Annotated in this window: 17 protein-coding genes; 11 read left to right on the forward strand and 6 right to left on the reverse strand. The window is 71.4% G+C overall.

The features are described 5' to 3' along the window. Nucleotides 1-20 precede the first annotated feature (20 nt). Nucleotides 21-314 carry a WXG100 family type VII secretion target gene (locus ACQRWP_RS30080; RefSeq protein WP_091395513.1) on the forward strand — a complete coding sequence of 98 codons (294 nt, stop codon included), beginning with the start codon at nt 21-23 and terminating at the stop codon, nt 312-314. 127 nt (nt 315-441) lie between these two features. On the opposite strand, the gene mycP is transcribed toward ACQRWP_RS30080, so the two are convergent. Then, nucleotides 442-1665, reverse strand: coding sequence for a type VII secretion-associated serine protease mycosin (mycP, locus tag ACQRWP_RS30085; protein ID WP_430499586.1), 1224 nt, complete (start codon nt 1663-1665; stop codon nt 442-444). 152 nt (nt 1666-1817) lie between these two features. Here mycP and ACQRWP_RS30090 point away from each other — a divergent pair, with 152 nt between their 5' ends. Together ACQRWP_RS30090 and ACQRWP_RS30095 are read left to right on the forward strand one after the other, a co-directional pair. After that, the gene (locus ACQRWP_RS30090; protein WP_430499587.1) at nt 1818-4601 is read left to right on the forward strand and encodes an SseB family protein; all 2784 of its coding nucleotides are present in this window, start codon (nt 1818-1820) and stop codon (nt 4599-4601) included. Further along, on the forward strand, nt 4598-4963 hold the full coding sequence (locus tag ACQRWP_RS30095; RefSeq protein WP_430499589.1) for a hypothetical protein: 366 nt from the start codon (nt 4598-4600) through the stop codon (nt 4961-4963). The genes ACQRWP_RS30090 and ACQRWP_RS30095 overlap by 4 nt, the downstream gene beginning before the upstream one ends. 4 nt (nt 4964-4967) lie before the next feature. Here ACQRWP_RS30095 and ACQRWP_RS30100 read toward each other — a convergent pair whose 3' ends face one another. From ACQRWP_RS30100 to acs, 4 genes are all read right to left on the reverse strand, one after another. Continuing rightward, nucleotides 4968-5900: an alpha/beta fold hydrolase gene (locus ACQRWP_RS30100; RefSeq protein WP_354944435.1), complete on the reverse strand. Its 933-nt coding sequence runs from the start codon at nt 5898-5900 to the stop codon at nt 4968-4970. Nucleotides 5901-6111: 211 nt separating this feature from the next. Then, nucleotides 6112-8565, reverse strand: coding sequence for an immune inhibitor A domain-containing protein (locus ACQRWP_RS30105; protein ID WP_430503334.1), 2454 nt, complete (start codon nt 8563-8565; stop codon nt 6112-6114). Between the two features lie 334 nt (nt 8566-8899). Then, nucleotides 8900-11695, reverse strand: a complete 2796-nt coding sequence (locus tag ACQRWP_RS30110) for an immune inhibitor A domain-containing protein (RefSeq protein ID WP_430499592.1) — start codon at nt 11693-11695, stop codon at nt 8900-8902. A 267-nt stretch (nt 11696-11962) separates the two neighbouring features. Beyond that, the gene (acs, locus tag ACQRWP_RS30115) at nt 11963-13927 is read right to left on the reverse strand and encodes an acetate--CoA ligase (protein ID WP_430499593.1); all 1965 of its coding nucleotides are present in this window, start codon (nt 13925-13927) and stop codon (nt 11963-11965) included. Between the two features lie 312 nt (nt 13928-14239). On the opposite strand from acs, the gene ACQRWP_RS30120 reads away from it, so the two are divergent. Then, nucleotides 14240-14986: an oxidoreductase gene (locus ACQRWP_RS30120; RefSeq protein WP_430499595.1), complete on the forward strand. Its 747-nt coding sequence runs from the start codon at nt 14240-14242 to the stop codon at nt 14984-14986. 18 nt (nt 14987-15004) lie between these two features. Here the strand turns inward: ACQRWP_RS30120 and ACQRWP_RS30125 are convergent, their stop codons facing one another. Next, a complete protein-coding gene (locus tag ACQRWP_RS30125) occupies nt 15005-15808 on the reverse strand; it encodes an HAD family hydrolase (RefSeq protein ID WP_354944431.1) in 804 nt (267 codons plus the stop codon). A 541-nt stretch (nt 15809-16349) separates the two neighbouring features. On the opposite strand from ACQRWP_RS30125, the gene ACQRWP_RS30130 reads away from it, so the two are divergent. From ACQRWP_RS30130 to ACQRWP_RS30160, 7 genes are all read left to right on the forward strand, one after another. Then, nucleotides 16350-17540: a serine hydrolase domain-containing protein gene (locus ACQRWP_RS30130; RefSeq protein ID WP_430499598.1), complete on the forward strand. Its 1191-nt coding sequence runs from the start codon at nt 16350-16352 to the stop codon at nt 17538-17540. 110 nt (nt 17541-17650) lie between these two features. Next, on the forward strand, nt 17651-18205 hold the full coding sequence (locus ACQRWP_RS30135; RefSeq protein WP_430499600.1) for an RNA polymerase sigma factor: 555 nt from the start codon (nt 17651-17653) through the stop codon (nt 18203-18205). After that, nucleotides 18205-19212 (forward strand): CU044_5270 family protein, encoded by a 1008-nt coding sequence (locus ACQRWP_RS30140; RefSeq protein ID WP_430499602.1) that lies wholly within the window; start codon nt 18205-18207, stop codon nt 19210-19212. The genes ACQRWP_RS30135 and ACQRWP_RS30140 overlap by 1 nt, the downstream gene beginning before the upstream one ends. Nucleotides 19213-19432: 220 nt before the next feature. Next, nucleotides 19433-20536, forward strand: a complete 1104-nt coding sequence (ssd, locus tag ACQRWP_RS30145) for a septum site-determining protein Ssd (RefSeq protein ID WP_430499604.1) — start codon at nt 19433-19435, stop codon at nt 20534-20536. Beyond that, nucleotides 20533-21744 carry a TadA family conjugal transfer-associated ATPase gene (locus ACQRWP_RS30150; protein ID WP_430499606.1) on the forward strand — a complete coding sequence of 404 codons (1212 nt, stop codon included), beginning with the start codon at nt 20533-20535 and terminating at the stop codon, nt 21742-21744. Before ssd ends, ACQRWP_RS30150 begins: the two co-directional genes overlap by 4 nt. Further along, complete coding sequence (locus ACQRWP_RS30155; protein ID WP_430499608.1) at nt 21741-22907, forward strand: hypothetical protein; 1167 nt, start codon at nt 21741-21743, stop codon at nt 22905-22907. The genes ACQRWP_RS30150 and ACQRWP_RS30155 overlap by 4 nt, the downstream gene beginning before the upstream one ends. Next, nucleotides 22904-23632 (forward strand): type II secretion system F family protein, encoded by a 729-nt coding sequence (locus ACQRWP_RS30160; protein WP_430499610.1) that lies wholly within the window; start codon nt 22904-22906, stop codon nt 23630-23632. The genes ACQRWP_RS30155 and ACQRWP_RS30160 overlap by 4 nt, the downstream gene beginning before the upstream one ends. Nucleotides 23633-23646 lie beyond the last annotated feature (14 nt).

The following is a 23646-nucleotide window of genomic DNA, read 5'->3' on the forward strand; positions in this document are numbered from 1 at the left end:
CCCGCTGGGGAGGGAATCCGATGGACCATGGTGTGCTGGTCGTCAACTTCGCCGCGCTGCAGCAGGCCGGCGCTGACATTCAGAAGGCGTTGAACACCCTCGACGCGCAACTCGGCCAACTCGAACGCGACGCCGCCCCGCTGGTGGCGAGCTGGACGGGCGAGGCGCGGCAGGCCTACGAGCAGCGGCAGGCGAAGTGGCGCTCGGCCTCGCAGGACCTACAGGGGATGCTGCGTGACATCAGGTTGGCGGTGAACGACTCCGCCACCGACTACCTGGACACCGAAAAGAAGAACACCGGGCTGTTCCAGTGAGCGATGTGGGCCGGGAGCGCTGACCGTGTCCGGGCCAGCGCCCCGCCCGCAGCCGGTCGGCGGGCAGGGCGGCGCGCGGGCAGGCTCAGGCAGTGTGTCGGCGAGCTCAGACCGTGTGCGGGCGGGCTCAGACCGGGCCGGCCGGGCGCCAGCGTCGACGGACGCCCCGGGGCACCACCAGGGCGAGCAGCGCCACGGTGACCGCCGTGATGCCGGCCACCGCGCCGACCAGCAGAGCTCGGTCCCGTGCGGCGGCCCGGCGGGCCTGGCGGGCGAGTTGCGCCGGGTCGGCCCGATCGTCGGCGAGCGCGGCGACCGGCCGCGCGCCGGCAGCACGGCCGCCGCTGGTCTCGGTGACCGCCCGGTAGGGGTTCAACACCCCGGCGCCGTATCCGCCGCCCCGGCCCGCGCCCGGAGCTGGATCGGCGGTGGCGATGATCCGCTCCGCCACCTGTGCGGCGGTCAGCTCCGGCCGGTACTCCCGCAGCAACGCGGCGGTGGCGGCCACGAAGGGCGCCGCGTAACTGGTGCCTTCGACCCGATGGTGGCCGGCACCGGGTGCGGCGGTCAGCACCTCACTGCCCGGCGCCACCAGATCGACGTACGGACCGGTCTGCGAGAACGTCGCCCGCCCGCCGTCCGCCCCGATCGCGCCCACGCCGAGCACCCCGTCGTAGCCGGCGGGGAACGGTCGGGGGTCCCCGCTGTCGTGCAGGTTTCCGGCGGCGGCCACCAGCACCACGTCCCGGTCGACCGCGTACCGCACGGCCGAACGGACCTCCGGGTCGTCCGCGTACAGCACCACGGACAGGTTCACCACGTCGGCGTCATGGTCGACGGCCCACCGGATTGCCCGGGCGAACTCGTCGGCGCTGACCGTACGCCCCGACTCCCGCCCCTGCACCACCTGCTGCTCACTCACCCGCACCGGCAGGATTCGGGCACCCGGGGCCAGACCGCGGAAGGCGACATCTGGGCGGGGTGCTGCGGCGATGATGCTCGCCACACCGGTGCCGTGCCCGGCGCAGTCCCGACTACCGTCCCCGCCGGGGTCGAGCAGGTCGGCGCCAGCCAGCACGCGCCCCGCCAGCTGCGGGTGCACCCGGTCCACCCCGGAGTCGACCACCGCGACGGTCACCCCGGCGCCGGTGGCCAGCGGCGCGAGCCGTGCCGGGTCGTACCGTTGCTGTGGCCAGGGCCTGGCCGCGACCGGCCGGACGGGGGCGAGCGGGGTCGCGCAGGCCGGTGCCGCCCGGAGCCCGGCGGTGGCGGCGACGGTCGGAAGGGCCGGTACGGTCAACAGGCTGGCGGCCAGACCTGCGAGGACCGGGCGCGTGATCGATCGGGACATCGACACCCTCCGTATCGTGTCGGCTCCGGAACGGGATGTTATCGCCTCCTCCGCGCCCTGGCAGGCCGCCGCCGGCCAGCCATTGTGATCTTGGTACCACCTTGTAGGTTGTACGCGATACCTGTGGCCTGTTCTCGGAAGGGGAGGTGGCCGTGACCGCATGGGAGCCGGCCACGGAGGCCGAGGTGGCGATGCGCGACGCGCTGCGCGCCAACGACCAGGAGCTGTATTTCCGGCTCCTGTCCCGCACCGATGTGCTGCTGCCGGTCTCCGCGCCGACGCAGCCCGGCCAGCCACCCGCCGGATGGGGCACCTGGACCACCGGCGGCCGGACCCACGTCCTGGCCTTCACCTCCGCCGCCGCCCTGCGGGCCTGCCTCGGCGATCACGCCGGCAGCAACCGACGCATCCCCTTCGCCGATCTCGCGGCCAGTTGGCCCAACCACGAGTGGTGGCTCGCCGTCAATCCGGGTCTGCCGGTCGAGGGTTACCTGCCGGCCTGGTTCGTGTCGCAGCTGTCCCGAGGCGACGTGCGACTGCCCGGCCGTGCCATGGGTGCCCGCGCTCGACTGGAGCGGGCCGAGACGTTGGCCCGCACCCGGCCCGGCGCGCCACCGCGGGACGCCGCGCCAGCCGCTGGATCGCCTCCGCTGACGGGGGCGGCCTCGTCCGGGCCCGAGAATGCTCCGCTCGCACCCCGTAGGTCCGCGCGGAGCGCGGCCCCTCGGGTGGGTGCCCCGCCGGTGCCGGGTCCGGCGCCCCGGCCACCCGTCCCCGCTGAGCCGCCGCGCCGACCCGAGGAGGACCTGCCCGCCGCCGGTCAGCGGCACCCCACCGAGCCGCCCCGGCCCGCGGCGGGCAACGGAGCCCTGCCCCGCACCGGCCGGCCGTCCCGGTTCACCCCGTTGGCGACCGCCGGCCCCACCACCGATCAGCCCGGGCCGAGCGTGGGCTGGCCGGCAGCGACCCGGCCCGGCGACGTCGACGGCCCTGCCCCGGGCAACGGCAACGGTGGCCCCCAGGCCGCACCCCGGCGCTCCTTCTTCGACCCCAGCCCGACCCGGGACCCGGCCCCGAGCGGGGGACGCCCCGGTGACCGGGCGGCCCCGCCGACCCGGTTCGGGCGAGGCAGCCAGCCCTTCCCTCGCCGCCGCCCAGCCGATGCGCCGGTCGACGAGACCGCGACGCGGGCCTTTCCGATGACGGCGGATTCGGCAGCCACCCAGCCGATACGACGGCCGGAGAGCGGCCTCGGCTCGTCCCGTGGGGTGGGCGCACCGCCATCCGGCGAGGAGATCACCCAGCCGTTGCCGCCGCGCCGGCACAACCCGCTGGCCGAGGAGCCCACCCGCGCGTTCCGGATGACCGGTGAGCCTCCCCTGGCCGGTGCGCCTGGGCGGCCATCGGCGGAGGAGACGCAGGCGATTCCCCGGGACCGGCCGGGCCGGTTCGAGCCGGCGGAGGATCTGCCGGCGTCCGTCGCGGAACCGGTCTCCGGGCCGCCCGCGCCGCGCCGTGGCTTCACGCCCATCGTCATCGAGGGCACCATCATCGAGTCCCGCGACCTCACCGACCCGGTCGAGAGCAGCGCCCCGGTCGAGGCGCCCCGTCGGCCCAGCTCCGCCGAGGCCGCCCCGCCGCCGTTCGGCTCGACGCCCCCCGGTCCGGGCCTGTTCGGTCCGTCGTCCTTCGGTCCCAGCCCGTCCGGGCCCGCCTCGTTCAGCCCCGGTCAGCCCGCTCCGAGCCCGTCCGTCCCGCGCCCCGTGATTCCGACAGAGGCCGGCGCTACCGGCGGTGGCCTTGGTGATCCGGTTATCGACGGCCACGTCGACGCCCCGCTCAGGAACGACCGCGCCGACAGTGCTGGTTCGTCGGCCGGCCCGGCCGGTACGGACCAGGCCGGCGGCGAGAGCGTGATCGCGGGCGACGTTCCGCACCCGCCGGCCGACGAGCCGGCGCCGGTCGAGTTCGAGCCGGCCAACACGGTCGAGGAGGACCTGCTCAACGCCGCAGGTTCCGGCAGCACCGACACGTTCCTGTCCACCCTGCTGCTGGCCCGGGTGCTACTGCCGGCAGCACCGGACTCGGTGCGGGGAAGCCGCCCCGGGGACCCCGGTTTCATCTGGCGTACCGGGCAGCTCGACGGCGAGACGTACGTGGTGGTCTACACGTCGCCGGAGCGCCTCGCCGACCATGTCGAGGGGGACGTCGACACGGTCCGGGTGAAGTTCGCCCAACTGATCCGGCGCTGGCCCGACGAGGACTGGTCCTTCGCCGTCAACCCGGGCACGCCGGTCGGCGCCAAGTTGCCCGGCGAGCAGATCGTCGCGTTGGCCAACTGGGCCGCCGAGGTGGGGCTCGGGGACGACCTGGAAGTGGACCAGGTGGAAGCGCCGGCCGTGGCCGAACCCGCCGCCCGCCCCCGGTACGCCCCCGCGGCCGTCGACCCGACCCGGCCGACGGTCATGCAGAAGGCGATCGCGCCCAGCCAGCTCGCGTACTACCTGGATCGTGGGTACGACCGGGTGTCCGGGTTCGTGCACCGGGCCGGTGAACTGTCCCACCTGACCACGCCGACTCAGCTGCACGAGGCGCTGGGCCTCAGCTACCCCGGCTCGCCGTTCGCCCCGGACGCCGAGGAGATCTACGTGCTGCGCTGGCCGGCGCACCGCCCAAGCCTCTACCGCATCCCCTACGGCGGTCAGAACGAGCCGGCGATGCGGGCCATGGAGGGCTGGGTCATCGAACGCCCGCCGTTCCGGGGCAACGGCTTCGCCCCGGGCGAGAGCAGCGACGTGGTTGCCGAGTTCAAGGTGGACAGCGCACGCCTGCCGCACGGCGCCCAACTCTGGCGGATCGGCGCGGACGGCAGCGAGCGGGTGGTCGCGGAGCTGGACACCGACTCGGTCACCTGGCGACGGGTCGGGGAGGCGTGATGCGCGACGGTTACGTGGCCCGCTGGCAGGGTCGGGAATACCAGGCCAGTCCGGACGGCGACGCCATCCGCCTCTATCAGCCCGAGCCGGGCGAGGGCTTCGACGAGGTCCGCGCGGGCCGCTACGTCCGGGTGCTGCCGGCGAGCGAGATCGAGGATCTGGCGTACGTGCGGACCACCTGCACCTGGAAGGGGCAGCCGTTCATCGTGCTCGGCGAGCACGACGCCTGGCTGCGGGTGGAGTACACCGGTGGTCGCTGGCCGGTGGCCGAGGCGATGCGGCTGGAGGTCTTCGACTTCGGTGTCTACCAGGGTTGGGCGCCGGCCGCCGAGGTCACCGACCTGCGGGAGCAGCGGGTCTGACCGGTCAGGTCTTCGCCCACCGCAGGATTTCGCCGAGGACCAGCTCCGGTGCCTCCAGGTGCGGGAAGTGCCCCACCCCGTCGAGCAGTCGCCACTCGTACGGGGCGACGACGTACCGGCCGGAACCCAGCGCGGTGCGGGGCAGGGAGGCGGTGTCCAGGGCGCCGTGCAGTTGCAGGGTCGGGGTGGACAGCGGCTTTTGCATCAGGCGGACGAACCGGTAGCCGTGCAGCCGCAGCAGCGAGCGGAACGCCCAGCGGTAACCCTCCAGCGCGCAGAACGCGGCCTGCGGGATGCACATCGCCTCCCGGCACCGCTCGGCGTACGCCTCGAAGTCCGGCCCGGCCACCCACTGTGGGCCGCCCCAGCGGCGCATGATCTCGCCGACGGCCGCCGCGCCGTCGCGGGTCAGCACGTGCTCGTAGCGGGGTAGCTGGAACTTCAGCGCCGGAGTCGAGGCGGTGAACTGCCCGCGCGGGTCGGCGAAGATGGCGGCGCGCAGTCGCAGCGGGTGCGGTGCCCCCAGCACGACGAGGCGGCGGACCAGGGACGGGTGGAACGAGGCAACCGTCCAGGCCACCATGCCACCGAGGCCGCTGCCGACAATCGTCGTGGATCGTTCACCGAGCGCGCGGATCAGCCCGGCGATGTCGGCGGCGAGGGTGTAGCCGTCGTACCCCCGGGGTGGTTTGTCGCTGGCACCGTAGCCGCGCAGGTCGACGGCGACCGCCCGGAAGCCGGCGTCGGCGATCGCCGGCAGCATCTGGTGCCAGGCCCACCAGTGCTCCGGGAAGCCGTGCAGGAAGAGCACCATCGGCCCGGTGCCGGCCTCGACCACGTGGAACCGGCTGCCGTTGGCGCCGACGAAACGGTGCGTCCACGGCCCCTCGGTGAGGACACAGGACTCGTCGACGGCCCCGCCGCGCTGGTCGGTCATGGCAGACAGCCTAGGACCCGGTTGCCGCAGGCGACCCTGGTGGTCGCGTTGAACAGGGGAAAGCCCCGGGTTGCCCCGGACCGCGACCAGGGCACCGGGCCGAACTGTCCCTGGCGAAATCCGGTCCGGGACATCCGGGAGGTGGCGCACAAAGGGCGACGCCCGGGCAGATGACCTGCCCGGGCGTCGCTGGTTGGTGCGGGATCAGTGGTCAGCTGACCCGGATCTTCATCGAGGTGCCGTCCTGCTCCAGAACCTTGATCTTGACACCGGCCGCGGGGAGCTTGACGCCGTGGTTCGGCAGCTCCTCGTAGAAGTACTTCTTGGTGTCGTCGAACAGCGGCTCAGCGGCCTGGCCACGGATGTACTGCGGCTGGCTGTTGAGGTGCAGGGTGAACGAGTCGGCCTTGTTCAGGCTGAACGGTGCGTCGTACACCTGGACGCGGGCCCGCCACGGAGCCCCGGTCAGGTTGTAGATCGGGCGCGGGTGCGCGTCGATGTACAGGTTGCGACCCTCACCCGGGTGACCACCCGGGTTGGACTCCGACGCCGGGGCGGTGTTGTTGTCGGAGAAGCGGGTGTTCCAGTACGAGATGAGCAGGCCCTCCTGGTACGCGTAGTGGTCCACCCAGTCCGGGCGGGTGTTCGCGTAGCCGAAGAAGTACGGGCCGGTCTTCAGGTACTTGTCGTACGAGACGTACGACCGGTTGCCGGCGATGTAGAAGTTGTCGAACAGCCGGGTGTAGGTCGCCCCGACCACCTGGAACTTCTCCAGCGCCCAGCCAGCGTCGGTCTCGGCGCCGTCGCTGAACACGGTCTGGCCGTCGGCGGTCACGGTGATCGCGTCACCGAAGAAGCCGCCCTCGGAGACACCGCCGTCGGTGACGTAGTGCAGGCGGACCTGCGCCACCTTCCCGGCGACCGAGGTCAGCGGGATGTTGATGTCCGCCCAGGCGCCCTTGCTGGTGCCGGCGAGGGCCGGACGCCCCGCGCCGTCGACGCCGATCGGCGAACCGTTGACGGTGCCGTTCAGGTCGGTCCAGGTCTTGCCGCCGTCGGTGGATGCCTCGAAGTAGAGGTAGTCGTAGCCGGCCTCGATGCTGTACTTGCCCTTGAGCGACAACGCCGCCGCGGACTTACCGGTGAGGTCGAACGTCCTCGTCATCTTGCTGTCGAGGTCGTCCTCGTTACCGGAGAAGTACTGCTTGGCGCCCTCGAACGGCGCGCCGTAGTTGAACGTGTACTCCCGTTGAGGCAGAACGACCACGGCGGCCTGTGCCTTGTCCGAGTTGTACTCCTGCGGGCCGAGCTCCAGCGAGCGCTTCTGCCCCGCCACGATCACCTCGTAGTCGAGCCAACCGAGCTGGAGCTTGTTCCACGCGCCGAGGTCGCCGCCCCGGTCGCCGATGCCGACGTCGTTCTTGGCGCCGAGCCGGCTCTGGGCCATCAGGGTCCAGTGCTCGTTGCTGTTGTCCGCCGGCCCGTAGTCGTCCGGCAGGCCCAGGTCGTGACCGTACTCGTGGTAGAAGACGCTGCGGCCGCCGTTTTCCGGCTGGATCGTGTAGTCGCGGATCCAGACGCCGGTGTTGCCGATCTGGGTGCCGCCGATCGGGAAGTTCGGCGGGCCGACGGGCGAGCTGTTGAACGCCGACCAGCGGTGGCTCCAGATGGCGTCCTCGCCCTGCTGCGGGTCACCGTCGGCCTGGTCGCCGCCGGAGTGGACGATCTGGAAGTGGTCGATGTAGCCGTCCGACTCGTTGAAGTCGCCGTCACCGTCGAAGTCGAACCGGTCCCACTGGTCGAAGGACTTCATCTCGGTGGCGATCTGGGCGTCCGTCCGGCCCTTGGCCTTCTGGTCGGCGACCCACTGGTTGGCGGCGTCGGCGATCAGGTTCCAGGTGTTCGCGCAGACGTTGTCGGGGCAGACGGCCAGATCGTCCCGCGGGTCCGGCTTCTGGCCGGGCGGCGGGTCCGGGATCGGGTCGTCGGAGCGACCGTAGCGGGCCTCGTTGTACCGGACCTTGACCCAGTCGGTCACCTCACCGTCGACGGTGTAGCGACCCGAGGACTGGGCCTCGTAGTACTGCTTGAGCGACTCGTCGCCCGGGTTGGTGCCGAAGTAGAGCTGGCGGAAGTGCTCCGGGCTGAAGTCCGGCTGCCAGATGGTGGAGTTGTCCACGGCCCGGTTGGGCTCGGGGATCTTGTTGTGCAGCGGACCCTGGAACGTCGTCGGTCCGGCGATGTCCGGGTTCATGTCCTTGTCCGGGTAGGACGGGTGCCGCTCGTCCCCGAACTCGGCCAGGATCACGAAGATCTTGTCGGTCCGCTCGCGCTTGAGCTCGACGTACTGGTCCTTGGTCTGCTTCGCACCAGCGGTGGTGCGGGCGTTGGCGCCCGTTCCGGCCGCCTTGCCGACCTCGCCGACCTTGACGACAGTGCTTCCGTTGCGCTCGATCGGCTTGCTACGACCGCTCAGCACATCGCTGAGCCCCTGCTCACGCAGCGCGCGGCGCTTCTCCTCGAGCTTGTCGGGGAGTTCATCCTTCAGCGCCTGTGGTTCGGCAGCGGCCGGTGCTGCGGCCGGCAGTTTGGGCTGAGGCGCCGCCGAGGCGGACGGGCCGAAAGCCAGGCCTGTCGCCGTCAGTGAGAGCCCGAGCAGACCCACTGCGACTTTGCGCACGTGGTACCTCCGGTGTGAGGGAACCGGCCCAACGGGGGTACGGGGCCGGTGGGAGATCGATCCCACTAGTGGGACCATTGGTGAACATAGTTACTGGCGGGACGGGTGGGAAGACGAACGCGTCGATTTGTTGCAAGATTTTGTTGGGAATGCTTTTCACCGTCACACCCCGCCGGTTCATCAGCCGCGCTGACCAGCGCGGCCCCGGACGCGAACGTATACAACGACATTTTTCGATCAAGCTGATCGCACATACGACAGTGGGGCCGGCAGCGTCTCCGCCACCGGCCCCACCATCAGTTCTCGATCCGTGAAACCGTTACTTCTTCGCCGGCGTCACGTAGATCATGGCCGACGAGTTGTCCCCGGCAGCCTTCTTGATCGTCAGCGAGACGCCGTAGTTCACGCCCTGGTCGCCGGGGTTTCCGGTGCCCAGCACGATCGCGCCACCGCCCAGGGTCACGCCGTAGAACTCCGGCGCCGGGCTGCCGTCCGGGTGGGTGACCCGGGTGGTGTACGGCGCGTTGTTACGCGACGGCAGGACCACCGACGCGTCGTTGTCCCGAGCGTAGGCAGCGCCATCGCGCATCTCGATACCCGGGTACCAGCCCTTGGCGTCGGTGAACGCCTTCACCGGCGCCAACCCCTTGAACTTCGTGCAGTACGAGCTGTACGGCTCGTCCGCCGCCTCCAGGCACTCGGTGAACGGGTACGTCCGCTGCAACGTGAAGGCCGCGTTCGAGGACTGCGGGCGGCTCGGCAGGTTGTCCGTCACCGACGGATCCTTCACGGCCGCCTCACCGGTGCGCCGCAACGGGTCGAAGTGCGAGTCGACGATGAGCAACCCGCCCTTCGCGCCGTAGCTGGGCAGCGCGGTCATCTGCCCGGTGACGTGGTTGACGTCGCCGAGCGCGGTGTCCCGGTACCAGACCAGCATGCCCGGGGCGTTGTAGGAGATCCGGTCGACCTTCCACGCCTCGTGCGAGTAGATGGTGTCGTAGGCGTACTTCAGTCCCTTGTCGAAGCCGTCGAAGTTGCGCCACTCCGCCAGGTAGTACTGGGCGTGGACCTCGGTGCCGCTGGAGACCTTCCAGCCCCCACCGGTGGTGTCGACGAAGGTGCCGCCGGTGGCCGTCCAGCCGTTGTCGCCACCCTCGACGTCGTCACTCCAGGTGGTGGCGCCGCCGCCGGTGACCGAGAAGTCGTCGACGAACCAGTTGCGCTCCTCGAACGCCTCGTCCGTGGCCAGGCGCAGCCGCACCTGCACTGTCGTCCCGGCGTACGCCGACAGGTCGACGTAGTCGTGGCGCCAGCCGTCGGTGCTGCCGGTCAGGCCGTACTTCTTGCCGCCGAAGTCGTTCATGCGGCCGTTCGGGTCCGGGTAGCCGTCCGGCGTGGTGACCACCGTGCCGCCCTCGTCGTACACCTTCTGCTCGGTCCAGGTCGTACCGCCGTCGGTGGAGAGCTCGACGAAGCCGTAGTCCCAGTCCTCCTCGATGATGTAGTTGTTCCACATCCAGAACTTCGAGTCGGCGGCTGCCGGCACGTCGACCGAGCGGCTCAGCTTGACGTCGGCCCACTCCTGGTCGTTGTTGCTGTGCCACATCTTGGTGCCGCTGTGCGGGGTGGCCAGCGTGGTCACCTTGTCCGGCAGGTCGACCTTGATGCCGTCCTCGGAGTCGATCGGGGTGCGCGACGTCTGGCCGAGCTTCACCTCGCGCGGGTTCGACCCGGGGCGGATGGTCAGCGGGTCGGCCCAACCGAGCACCCACTTGTCCCAGATGCCCATGTGCGTCGGCAGCGCCTGGAAGATCTCACCCGAGTGCGAGCCCGAGGCCATGAGGTCCCAAAAGTCCACGTCGGAGTCGGCGTTGCCGGACGTGTCGTAGAGGTCCGGCAGGCCCAGGTCGTGGCCGAACTCGTGCGCGAACACGCCGACACCGGCGTCCTCCGGCTGCACGATGTAGTTCGACGCCTTCAGGTTGGTGCCCGGGATGGTGTAGCCACCGGCGACCGTGGAGGAGTGCGCCCACACGGCGTACACGCCCTCGGCGCCGCCGCCACGGGACTTGCCCTGACCGGCGTGCACCAGCACGAGGTGGTCGATCACGCCGTCCGGCTCGAAGACGTTGCCGTCACCGTCGCGGTCGGCCTGGTCCTCGATGTCGTAGTCGGCCCACGGGAAGTTCGGGTCCTTCGCGACGAGCGCGTCGATCGCGTCGGTCGCGAGGCGGCCCGCGCCGGCCGGGTTGTCCGGGTGGCCGTTCATCGACTGCTCACGGCCGGGAACCCACGCGCCGGTCTCGTCCTGGAAGCAGCGGTTGGCCGCGTACCAGCCCTCCGAGTGCGGCACGGTGATCCACGGGCTGGCCTGCCCGTCCACCGTGTACGCGTTCTTGGACATCTCCAGGTACATGTTGTGCATGGTGCGACCGGACAGGTCGATGCCCTTCTTGCCGTCCGGGCCCTTCAGGTCCGTGCGGACCCGCTCGGTGATGCCCTTCTTGCTGTAGAGCATCTTGTTGTAGTGCTGCGGCGAGAAGTTCGGCACCCACATCGAGTTGTTGTCCTCGTGGGGCAGGCGCGCCGGGTCCGGGATCTTGTTGTGCTTCGGGCCGTTCTGGACCGTGCCGGGGACACAGGTGCGGTCCTCGAACACCGTCTTGGGGACCATCACGCCGGTGAAGTCGTCGTTGGCCTTGTCGTTGAACTCCACCAGCAGCGTCAGCAGCTTCGCCGTCTGGGTGGTCGGCGCCTTCTTGAACTTGCGGGGGTTCTGACCGGTCTTCAGCGACTTGGCCTCGTCCTTGGCCAGTTGCCGTGCGGTCACCGGGTTGCCCCGAGCGTGCTTCTGGTCGAACGCGCGCGCGGACTCCGCGGCAGGGGTGTAGATGCCACCCTTGCCCTTCACCTCACGGCCGGTGGTGTCCGGCTGCACCTCGGGCTCGGCGTAGTTGATGTAGTGCTCGTCGGCGCCGATCACCGCCTGGGGGGTGCCGGACGGCGACTGGGCCGCCGCACTGCCACTCACGGTCAGTGACGTGGCCGCGAGGGCGATGGCGGGCAGCGCGACGAGTAGTCGTCGCCGCGCCCTGGACTGCGGTTTGTGGTTCATGCCGCTCCGTTTCTCGGGCATGGGGAGGAGGACGTTGGCGTGGTCGACCATCGATGTGATGTGTGTCGAACTCTTCCAACCTGCGTGAACCTAAAGCACAACCGGCCGAAAGGACAGCGGTGGCCTGTGCCTGTGCCCGTTCAGCTTCTCCCGACTCCTCCGACCGACCGATGTGACAGTGGCGAGGCGGCGCGAACCGTACCCGTAAGACATGACGGAGGGTGGCGGTCCGCCCGGACCGCCACCCTCCAATGGGTACGCCTACCGTCAGTCCTCGTCGGACTTCGTACCGCTCATCCCCGAGGAGATCAGGTCCATCACCGAGGAGTCCTGCAACGTGGTCACGTCGCCCAGCGACCGGTTCTCCGCCACGTCCCGCAGCAACCGGCGCATGATCTTGCCGGAGCGGGTCTTCGGCAGCTCCGGCACCAGCATGATCTGCCGCGGCTTGGCGATCGGGCCGAGCGTCTTCGACACGTGGTTGCGCAGGTCGGAGATGAGCTGCTCGCCCGCCTCACCGGCAATGTCCGTGCTGCCTCGCGGGATGGCGAACGCGACGATCGCCTGACCGGTGGTCGGATCGGTCGCGCCGACCACCGCCGCCTCGGCCACCGAGGGGTGCGACACCAACGCCGACTCCACCTCGGTCGTCGAGATGTTGTGCCCGGAAACCAGCATCACGTCGTCGACCCGGCCGAGCAGCCAGATGTGCCCGTCGTCGTCCTTCTTCGCACCGTCGCCGGCGAAGTACATGCCCTGGAAACGCGACCAGTACGTGTCGATGAACCGGTCGTCGTCACCCCAGATGGTGCGCAGCATCGACGGCCACGGCTCGCGCAGCACCAGGTAGCCGCCACCGCCGTTCGGCACCGACTGGCCCTGGTCGTCCACCACGTCGGCCACGATGCCCGGCAGCGGCGTCATCGCCGACCCCGGCTTGGCAGCGGTCACCCCCGGCAACGGCGAGATCATGATGGCGCCCGTCTCGGTCTGCCACCAGGTGTCCACCACCGGCAGCTCGCCCCGGCCGATGTGCTCCCGGTACCACATCCAGGCCTCCGGGTTGATCGGCTCGCCGACGCTGCCCAGCAGGCGCAGCGAGGACAGGTCGAAGCCCGCCGGGATGTCGTCGCCCCACTTCATCATCGTCCGGATCAGGGTGGGAGCGGTGTACAGGATGCTCACCCCGTACCTGTCGATGATCTCCCAGAACCGACCCTTGTGCGGCGTGTCCGGGGTGCCCTCGTACATCACCTGGGTGGCGCCGTTGGAGAGCGGGCCGTACACGATGTAGGAGTGCCCGGTGACCCAGCCGATGTCGGCCGTGCACCAGTAGACGTCCGTCTCGGGCTTCAGGTCGAACACCGCGTGCGTCGTGTACGACGCCTGGGTGAGGTAGCCGCCGGTGGTGTGCAGGATGCCCTTCGGGCGGGCAGTGGTGCCGCTGGTGTACAGGATGAACAGCGGGTGCTCGGCGTCGAACGGCTGCGCGGTGTGCTCGGCCGACGCGGTCTCCACCGTCTCGTGCCACCAGTGGTCCTTCTCCGACCACGCCACGTCCTCGCCGGTGCGGCGGACCACGAGCACGTGCTCCACCGACGGGGAGTTCGCCACCGCCTCGTCCACAGTGGGCTTCAACGCCGACGGCTTGCCCCGCCGGTAACCACCATCCGCGGTGATCACCACCTTGGCGCTGGCGTCCTGGATCCGGTTGCTCAACGAGTCGGCGGAGAAGCCACCGAAGACCACGCTGTGCGCGGCGCCGATCCGGGCGCACGCCAACATGGCCACCGCCGCCTCCGGGATCATCGGCAGGTAGATCGCCACCCGGTCGCCGGCGGTCACCCCCAGGTCGGTGAGCGCATTCGCCGCCCGGCAGGTCAGCTCGTGCAGGTCCGCGTACGTGATGGTGCGGGTGTCGCCCGGCTCGCCCTCCCAGTGGATCGCCACCTTGTCGCCCCGGCCCGCCTCGACGTGCCGGTCCAGGCAGTTGTACGCGACGTTGAGCTGCCCACCCACGAACCACTTCGCGAACGGCGGGTTCGACCAGTCGAGCACCTCATCCCACTTCTTCGACCAGGCCAGCCGGTCGGCCTGCTTCGCCCAGAAGGCCAGCCGGTCGGCCTCGGCCTCGGCGTACGCGTCGACGGTGACGTTGGCGTGCGCGGCGAGTTCGGCCGGCGGGGGGAACTGGCGCGTCTCGTTCAGCAGATTGGCCAATGCCTCGCTCATGCCGTGACTCCTCATCCTCGGGGTGACCTGGGTCTCGATGGCACGAGGGTAGTCGCGAGGCCTGCGACCGGCCACGGCTGCCCGCTGCGTCGCGCCGAGTGGCCCCCGCCGCGCGCCCGACGGCCCGTCGCTGCGCGAAGTGCCTTGATCGACACGGATTCATGGAAGTCGCGGTGTCCAGGCCAGGCGGACACCCCAACTTCAATGAACCCGTGTTGACGTTGCCGGAACTGCCGCGTCGGGCGGGTGGTCCGGGTCGCGTTGCGGGCGGGTGCGGCCCGCAACGCCGGGCCGGGTCGTTAGCGTGGCGGGGTGACCACCGACCCGCTCGCCCCGCTGCTCGCGCTCGCCGACATCCCCGCCGCCGTCGAGCAGGCCCGCGAGCGGTTCGACCAGGCGCTCGGGCACCGGGCGCTGCGCCGGCACGGTGGACAGGTTGCCGCCGAGGTCAGCCTCCGCTCCGCAGTGGCCAGCGCGGCCCTCGAGGGGGCCGGGCACGAGCGTGAGGCGGTCCGGGCCGGCACCGTCACCGACCCGGTGCTCCAGGGGGCGCTGCGGGTCGCCGGAGCGCTGCCCGGCCTGAGTGAGCTGTGGCCGAAGGCACCCCGCCAGGCGCTCGCGAAACTGCACGTTCTCGCCGCCCGGGACCTGGTGTCGGAAGCCGAGCTGGGCCGCCCGGTCGCCGACCCGGTGGTCGCCACCCGTCTGGACGGGCTGGCCGGCCTCGTCGCCGGCGGCACGAAGGTCTCCCCGCTGGTGCTCGCCGCAGTCGTGCACGGGGAGTTGCTGAACCTGCGCCCGTTCGCCGGGCCGTCCGGCGTGGTGGCCCGCGGGGCCGCCCGGCTGGTGCTGCTCGCCAGCGGCCTCGACCCGCGTGGCCTGCTCGCCGTCGACGTCGGGCACCGCGAGCGGGAGCCCGAGTACGTCGGCGCGGCCGGTGCCTTCGCCACCGGCACCCCGGACGGGCTGCGCTCCTGGCTACGCCACTACATGGCCGCCGTCGAGGTCGGCGCCGACCAGCTCACCGCCATCGGGGACGAGATCCTCGCCGCCGCCTGAGCGGTTGAGTGGGTGGGATCAGGCGGTGGTGGCGGCTCGGGTGCGGCGGTGCCGGCCGTACCAGGCGATGCCGATGGCGACACCCACCCCGACCCCCAGGGCCGCCGCGGCCACCGGGACCGCGGGCCGTTCCCGCAGGCGCCGGCCCAGCGGGATCGGGTGCCGGAACTCCAGCACCGGCCACGCGTTCTCCGAGGCCAGCTTGCGCAGCTGCCGGTCCGGGTTGACCACACTCGGGTGTCCGACGCACTCCAGGAGCGGGCGATCGCTGTACGAGTCGGAGTAGGCGTACGAATCAGCCAGGTCGTAGTCCCGGGCGGCGGCCAACTCGCTGACCGCCTCGACCTTGCTCGGGCCGGCCGCGTAGAACTCGACCTCGCCGCTGTACCGGCCGTCCCGCACAGTCATCCGGGTGGCGATCACGTCGGTCACCCCGAGCAGCTCGCCGATCGGCCGGACCATCTCCTCGCCCGACGCCGACACCAGCACCACGTCCCGCCCGGCCGCCTGGTGCTCCACGATCAGGGCGGCGGCTTCCGCGTACACGTAAGGGTTGATCAGCTCGTGCAGCGTCTCCGCGACGATCTGGCGGACCTGCTCCACCTGCCAGCCCTTGCAGAGCGCAGCCAGGTAGTCCCGTGTTCGGGCCATGGTCTGCTCGTCGGTGCCGCCCAGCCGGAACATCAGCTGCGCGTACGCCGACTTGACCACGTCACGCCGGGTGATCAGCCCATCCCGGTAGAACGGCCGACCGAACGCCAGGGCGCTCGACTTGGCGATGACGGTCTTGTCCAGATCGAAGAAAGCGGCACTTCGGCCCACGGCGCGAAAGTCTAGCCGGATGGTCTATCGTCGGCGGGTGCCCGGGGTCATGCCACCCCTCAGACCTGCGGGCTCTCCGCTCCGCGTGATCGCGCTCACACTCTGCGAGGAGATTTTCGCAGTGAGTGGAGGCAGCACCACTCGACGTGACGGGCCCGCTCAGGCAGACTTGTCCGTACGACGAGCTTTCACATCCTCGAAACAGGCAGACCCTCAGCGGTTGCACCCCCCGTGACCGCTGAGTGGTTCGGCTCGACCCCCCCGGAGCCGAACCTCCGACGACCCCCGTCTCCCCCCGACGGGGGTCGTCCCTTTTCCCTGGAAGCGCGCCATTGCTGCAAGCGCGCCGGCTGCCGGTCTCTGGCCACCGGGCTCGTTGCGCGACACAACCCCGCAACATGAGGCGCGCTCGTGCGATTCAGCGGGGGGCTGTCGATGAGCGGTACCGCTCGGACGAGGTCCCCTCCCCAGCTCGTCGTGGACCGTGCGATCGCCGCGTGGCGTGTAATTTGCCAAACGGGACGAGCTGGGAAGGAAACACGTGGCTGCTGGTGGCTTCTCGTCGAAACGGCTGGCTCGGGTGCAAGGGTTGCTTGAGCGCCACGTCGACTCCGGCTTCGTCCCGGGCATGGTGGTCGTCCTCGCCCGGCACGGCGAGGTGCACGTCGAGGCAACGGGTCATCTCGCGTTCGAGGGCGCAGGGTCGCAGATGCCGATGGCGGTCGACACGATCTGTCGCCTGGGCTCGATGACGAAGCCGATCGTCGCCGCGTGTGCGATGACCCTCGTCGAGGACTGCACACTCCGCCTCGACGACCCGGTCGACGATCTCCTCCCGGAGCTGGCGGACATGACAGTGCTCGCCGATCCCCACGGCCCACTGGACGACACCGTCCCGGCGGAACGCCCGATAACGCTGCGGGACGTACTGGACGGCACCCTTGGCACCGGCATGGTCCCCGCCGAGCCGGGAACGGTGCCGATCGCCGACGCGCTGAACGCACTCGAATATCCGTCGCCGGACGAGTGGATCCGCCAGCTCGGTGACCTTCCGCTCGTCCACCAGCCAGGTGAGCGCTGGATGTACGACACCGCCGCCAACGTGACCGGTGTGCTCATCGCCCGGGCCACCGGCATGTCCTTCGGGGATGCCATCCGTGAGCGGGTCTGCAAGCCGCTTGGGATGGCCGACACCGCCTTCAAGGTGGGTAGCGAGAGCATCGGCCGGTTCGCGACGGCGTACGAGCAGGACAACGCCGCCACCGGCGAGCCGGTTGTCGAAGACGCTCCCGACGGGCGGTTCAGTCGACCGCGGATGTTCGAGTCCGGTGGCGGCGGGCTCGTCTCGACCGCCCAGGACTACCTCGCCTTCGCCTCGGCTCTGCTCGCGGGCGGCGCCCACCGGGGCGAGCGGGTGCTGTCGCGGCCGGCGGTGTCGCTGATGACGAGCGACCACCTGACCCCGACGCAGAAGGCCATCTCCGGGTTCTGGCCCGGATACTTCGACGCCATCGGTTGGGGGTTCGGACTGTCGATCCGGACCCGCCGCACACACCTCGGGCCCTCGGTCGGCAGCTACGGATGGCCCGGCTTCTATGGCACCGCCTGGTACAACGATCCCGCCGAGGACCTGACGACGATCGTGTTCATGCAGCGGTCGCACGCGGGCGACCAGCGGCTGCCGATGTGGCACGACTTCTGGACCACCGTCTACCAGGCAATCGACGACTGACCGCATCGCTCGTTTCCCGGTGGGCGGCACCCGCCCTCGGCCGCGCGGTAATCCCGGGGCCCCCAGCGACACAAGCCACTGTGAGAGTCGCCGAGGCAATGGGGGTTCGGGTGGGTCCACCGAAGAAGCGGGACGAGGGCTGGTTCACCAGTCTCTACGCCGCCGAGTACGAGCACATAGTCCGATACGGCCTGCGTCGGCTCGCTGACCGGGATGCCTCGGCGGAGCTTGCCCAGGAGGTCTTCGTCGTCGCCTGGCGTCGCCGCGTCGAGGTGCCGGATCGCAGCCTGCCCTGGCTGTACGGGGTGGCCCGGCGCCTTCTGGCGAACCAGTGGCGGTCGCGACGCAGCGCACCGGACCTCCTTTCGATCACCGACGTCGACCTCGAGCGACTGGCCGGATCTTCGGGTGCCGACACGAGGGTCGGGGTCGCCGACATCTGGTCCGCTCTGGCCACCCTCAACGACCTCGACCAGGAAATCCTCCGGCTGGTCGGCTGGGAGGAGCTGACGGTGTCCGAGGCGGCCAAGGTTCTCGGCTGCACCGGGGCGACCGTGGCAGTGCGGCTGCATCGCGCCCGCCGTCGTCTTGCCGAAGCAATGTCGGACCGGCCCGCCCAGACCCGGCGTCGACCGGTGTTGGTGACCATTCGAGAGGATCTGTGATGTTCGGAGCCGAGCGAACCCGTACTCTTCTGGGCCCGGCCGACCCGGCCCGGAACGCCGCCGTCGGGCCACCGCTGGTCTCGGCGCGCGAGCTGATCGACCGCGCCGGCGCTACCGAGACGGTCGCCGGGCGTCGTCGCGTACACCCGACACGCCGGCTGGTCCTGGCGGCCGGGACGCTGGCCGCCGCGGTCGGTGCTGTGGCGGCGCTCCAGCCATTCGGCGGGGGCGCACCGGACACTCCGGGCGAACCGGCGGCAGCGGGGTTGGTGCTCGTGCCGGTCGCGTACCAGTTCGACGCGGATCCGCCGGCCGCCGGCCCGCAGCTACGCATGCTGGCCGACAAGATCAAAGACGCAGCGTACGACCACCAGAGCGGGCGCTACATGTATCACCACACGAAGCTGTGGGGCGATCCGGTGATGACGTCTGCCGACGGCCGCCACCACGTGGCCTTCGCCAGCGAGACGAAGCTCTGGCAGGCCGCAGACGGGACCGGTAACCAGATCAGGATTCAACTGGAGCCCCAGTACCCCGACCAGGAGTCTCGGGACTACTGGCAGCGCGAGAGCATTGGGCGACCAGCAACCACCGGCACCCCCGCACCGAGCGTCATGCCGCTACCGCCCGAGGAGCTCACGCCGCCGTCGGCCGTCCCGTCGGAGCTGCGGGAGCGGCTGAAGGTCGAGTACGGCGCGGGGGCGGCGAGCAAGGGGGTCAGCACGCTCTACGGGCGGTACGTCGTACCGCGTGCGACCCGAGCGGCGGTCCTGCGGGTCCTCGCCGACGTGCCCGGCTTCCGCTGGCGGGGGCAGGTCACCGACCGCGCCGGCCGGCACGGAGTGGCCGTCACCTTCGACGACCGCGAGCACGACCAGCAATCACTTCTGATCTTCGATCCGAAGACGGGCGAATTGCTCGCCGATGAGCTGTTGACCCTGTCGCCCGTGCGGATGAGCTCGTACAACGTGATCCTCGATACCGCCTGGGCAAATCAGCCCGGCTGACCGCCGACTTGCGGGGCCGCTCCTTCCCGGGAGCGGCCCCGCTGTTTTCCCGCAGTGGCAGTAGCTGCGGCGTTGCCCGCGCTCCTAACAGATCAACTGTTTCGGCGGGGGTTTTCCACAGGCCACCAGGTTGTCCACAGGCGACGACATCGGGTCGGCTCGTGGGGCGGATTCCGAGCAGGGTCGGCGGCATACCAGAGTCCGACCGCTGGAGGCCGCGATGCCACCCCGTACCACGGTTCCGCCGATCCGCCGGCTTCCGCTGGTCGTCACCGGCGACGACGATCTGCTCGACGATGTGCTCCGGCTCGCCGCCGTCGGTGGCACCGAGGTGGAGCTCGCCCGCGACCCAGCGGCTGCCCGTACCCGTTGGCTTTCCGCGCCCCTGGTGCTGCTCGGCGCCGATCAAGCACAGGCCTGTCTGCGCGCCCGGTTGCCGCAGCGGCCCCGGCTGGTGCTGCTCGGCCGGGCCGGTCAGCTCGACCCCGGCTGGCAGATCGCCGAGCTGATCGGGGCCGAGCACGTCGCCACGCTGCCGGCCGCGGAGCCGTGGCTGGTGGATCGGTTCGCAGAGCATGACCCGGACCGTCCGGCCGGCGTCGGCGCCCGGGTCGTCGCGGTCCTTGGTGGTCGGGGCGGTGCGGGCGCGAGTGTGCTCGCCGGTGGTCTTGCGGTGACCGCCGCCCGGGCCCGGCTGCGCACTCTCCTGGTCGACGCCGACCCGCTCGGTGGTGGCCTCGACCTTGTGCTGGGCTGGGAGCAGTTGGAAGGCCTGCGCTGGCCGTCGCTCACCAGCGCCGACGGGCGGGTGGACGCCCCGGCGCTGGTGCAGGCCCTGCCCAGCCGGGGTGATCTCGTGGTGCTCTCCTGGGACCGCGGCGAGATGCTGGCGTTGCCGGCGACGGCGATGGCGGCGACGGTCGACGCCGCCCGGCGCGGGCGTGACTTCGTGGTGATCGACCTGCCCCGGCAGTTGGACGATGCGGCCGTGGTGGCGTTGCAAGCCACCGACCAGGCGTTCGTCGTCGTGCCGGCCGAGTTGCGGGCCACTGCGGCGGCCACTCGGGTGGTGGCCGCGGCCGCCCCGCACTGCGCTGCGCTCTCGGTGGTGGTGCGCGGGCCTGCGCCCGGGCGGCTGCGGGCGACCGAGGTGGCACGCGCGCTGGGCCTCCCGCTGGCCGGCACGCTGCGCCCCGAGCCGGGGCTTTGCCGTGGGTTGGAACGGGGCGAGGCGCCGGCCGCCGGGGGCAAGGGCCCACTGGCCGCGCTCTGCCAACGGATCGTCACCGACCTCACCGGCGTGCCGGCTACGGGTGCGGCATGACCGCCGGGCCGGAGGACGGCACGCTTGCCGCTCGGGTACGGCAACGGATCGCCGCCGCCACCACCCCGGTCACCGCGGCGGCCATCGTCTCCGCGGTACGGGCCGAGCCCGCCGCCGCAGTGCTCGGTGACACCGCCATGCTGCGAATCGCCGACCGGGTGCGCGACGACCTCGTCGGCGCGGGGCCGTTGGCGCCGCTGCTCGCCGACCCGGAGGTCACCGACGTCCTCGTCAACGGGGCGCGGGTCTGGGTCGACCGTGGGTCGGGGCTGCACCAGGTCGCTGTCCCGGTGGGCTCGGTGGAGGACGTCCGCCGGTTGGCGCAGCGGCTGATCGCCAGCGCGGGGCGGCGGCTCGACGACGGCTCCCCGTACGCGGACGCGCGGCTTCCCGACGGCACCCGACTGCACGCCGTGCTGCCGCCGGTGGCGACCGAAGGTCCGTACCTGTCCCTGCGGACCTTCCGACACCGGCCGTTCACCCTCGATGAGTTGGTGCGCCAGGGTACGGTGCCGCGACCGCTGGCACCACTGCTCGCCGCAGTCGTCGCTGCCCGGCTGGCGTACCTGGTGACCGGGGGCACCGGGTCGGGCAAGACGACCCTGCTCAACACCCTGCTGGGGATGGTGCCGGCCACCGAACGGATCGTGCTGGTGGAGGACGCCGCCGAGCTGCGTCCGGGGCATCCGCACGTGGTGGGGCTCCAGGCCCGTACCGCCAATGTGGAGGGAACTGGCGTGGTCAGCCTGGCGGACCTGGTCCGACAGGCCTTGCGGATGCGCCCGGACCGGCTGGTGGTCGGTGAGTGCCGGGGCGGTGAGGTGGTCGACCTGCTGGCCGCGCTCAACACCGGCCATGACGGGGGTGCCGGCACGCTGCACGCCAACACACCGTCGGACGTGCCGGCCCGGTTGGAGGCCCTGGGCATGTTGGGTGGGCTGCCTCGTGCCGCGCTGCACGCTCAGGTGGCCGCCGCGTTGCAGGTGCTGTTCCAGGTGCGACGTGGCGACCGGGGTCGCGTCCTGGAGTCGGTCTGCCTGCTGCTGCCAGAGGGGCCCGAACGGATGGTGACCGTGGTGCCCGCCTGGGTGCGCGGCAGTGGGCTCGGGCTCGCCGCCCGTGCCCTCGGGGCGCTGCTGCGGGAGCGTGGGGTGGCGGTGCCGCCCATCCTCAGCGAGCCGTGGCCCGGATCGGCGGGCCCGGCATGACCGCCGAAACGATGGTGGCGGCGGCGCTGCTCCTGGTCGCCGCTGCCCTGGTGGCGTGGCCCGTGCGGAGCATCCGGGCCCGTCGACGTCGCGTGCTGGCACCGGCACGGAGGGGCGGCGGTGCCGATCCGGATGACGCCCTGGTGCAGTGGATCAGGGAACTCGGTCGCACGCCGGACGGGCCGGTCGACGGCACCGGCGCTGCCCCGATCTCGGGTCATCCGGTCGGCATCGCAATCGAGTCGGGTACCACTGCGGGTTCCAGCGGTAGGCGGACGGCACTCGGCTGGCCCGATCGGGACGTCACCCGTAGCCCGAGGTGGCCGGGAGCGACAGGTGGATTCACGCGTCCGGAGGGCCCGACACGCCCACCGGCCCGTCGTGATCCCCGACGCCCGACCGGCACCGCCCGGCCGGAGGTGGCCCCCACCACGCTCGATGCCGGACGACGGCCAGGCGCACCGGCGGCCACGATCACGACCGGTGTCAGCGGTCTGGACGTGGACGGTCGGAACGACGTCTCCGGTCCGGCAACCCCTCCGTCGGTGCACATCTCGCGATCAACGGCCCGCGTGTTGCCAGTGGTCGGTCTGCTCGGTGGCGGTGTGGGAGCCGTGGTCGGCGGTCCGGTGGCGGCGGTCGCGCTGGCCGGTTACGGCACGCTGGCTGTGCGCGCCGCGCTGCGTTGGCGAGTGAACCGGAGCGCCGAGCGGGACCGACGACGTGGGCTGGACCAGCTCTGCGGCCTCGCCGCGGATTTGCGGGCTGGCCTGCCCGTCCCACACGCGCTCGACGTCACGGCCGTCGAGAGTGACGGGGCGAACCGCCTACGTCAGCTGACCTCGGCGGCGGTGCGGTTGGCCGACCGGACCGGCGCGCCGCTGGCGGAGCTCGTGGAGCGGATCGAGGCGGACGCTCGGGCGACCGACCGGGGTCTGGCCGCAGCGGCGGCCCAGGCGGCGGGTGCCCGGGCCACGGCCTGGCTACTGGCTGCGCTGCCGATTGGCGGGATCGGGCTCGGGTACGGCATCGGTGTCGACCCCATGGCCGTGCTCCTGCACAGCACGGTCGGCGGAGCCTGCGCGGTTGTCGCGGTCGCCCTTCAGGCCGTCGGCCTCCTCTGGGCAGAACGGCTGGGCGCGACACCGGGGCGGGGCGAATGACGGCCCGCCGCCCAGCCGCTCAGCCCAGCTCAGCCGGCCAGCCCAGCTCAGCCGGCCAGCTCAGCTCAGCCGGCCAACGCAGCCCAGCCGGCCGGCCCAACTCGGCGAGCCAGCCCGGCTCAACCAGGCGGCGGCTCGATGCGATCCGGCTCGCGGCGGTGCTGGGTGGGTTTGCCGTGGCGATCGTCGTCGAGGGCTGGCTCGGGCTGCTCGGGGCACTCCCGGCCGCGTTCCTGCTTGATGTCCTCCTGCGGCGGATCGAGTCGCCCGCTGTGCGCAGGCGGCGGCAGCAGGAGGCCGCCGACCTACCGCTCGCCGCCGACCTGCTGGCCGCTGCGATGCGGGCGGGCGCCCCGGTGGATCGCTCGGTGTTGGCCGTCGCCGAGGCGCTGGACGGGCCGCTCGCCGGCCGGTTGGCCCGGGTCGGCCGCACGCTGCTGCTTGGTGGTGGCCCGGCTGAGGCATGGTCCGCGTTGGACGGAGTGCCCGGCGCGGAGCGCCTGACCGCGGCGGCGTTGCGCTCGGCCAACAGTGGTGCCGCCCTGGCCGGCGCACTGACCCGGCTCGCCGACGACCTGCGCGCCGACCGGGCCACCGCTGCCGAGGCATCGGCCCGCCGGGCGGGTGTGCTCATCGTCCTGCCGCTGGGGCTGTGCTTCCTGCCGGCGTTCATTCTCGCCGGACTCGTGCCGGTGATCGTCGCCGTTCTCGGCGATGTGCTCTGACCCATCGAGAAGGG

The organism is Micromonospora trifolii, from assembly GCF_050516465.1.
Classification (GTDB): domain Bacteria; phylum Actinomycetota; class Actinomycetes; order Mycobacteriales; family Micromonosporaceae; genus Micromonospora; species Micromonospora trifolii.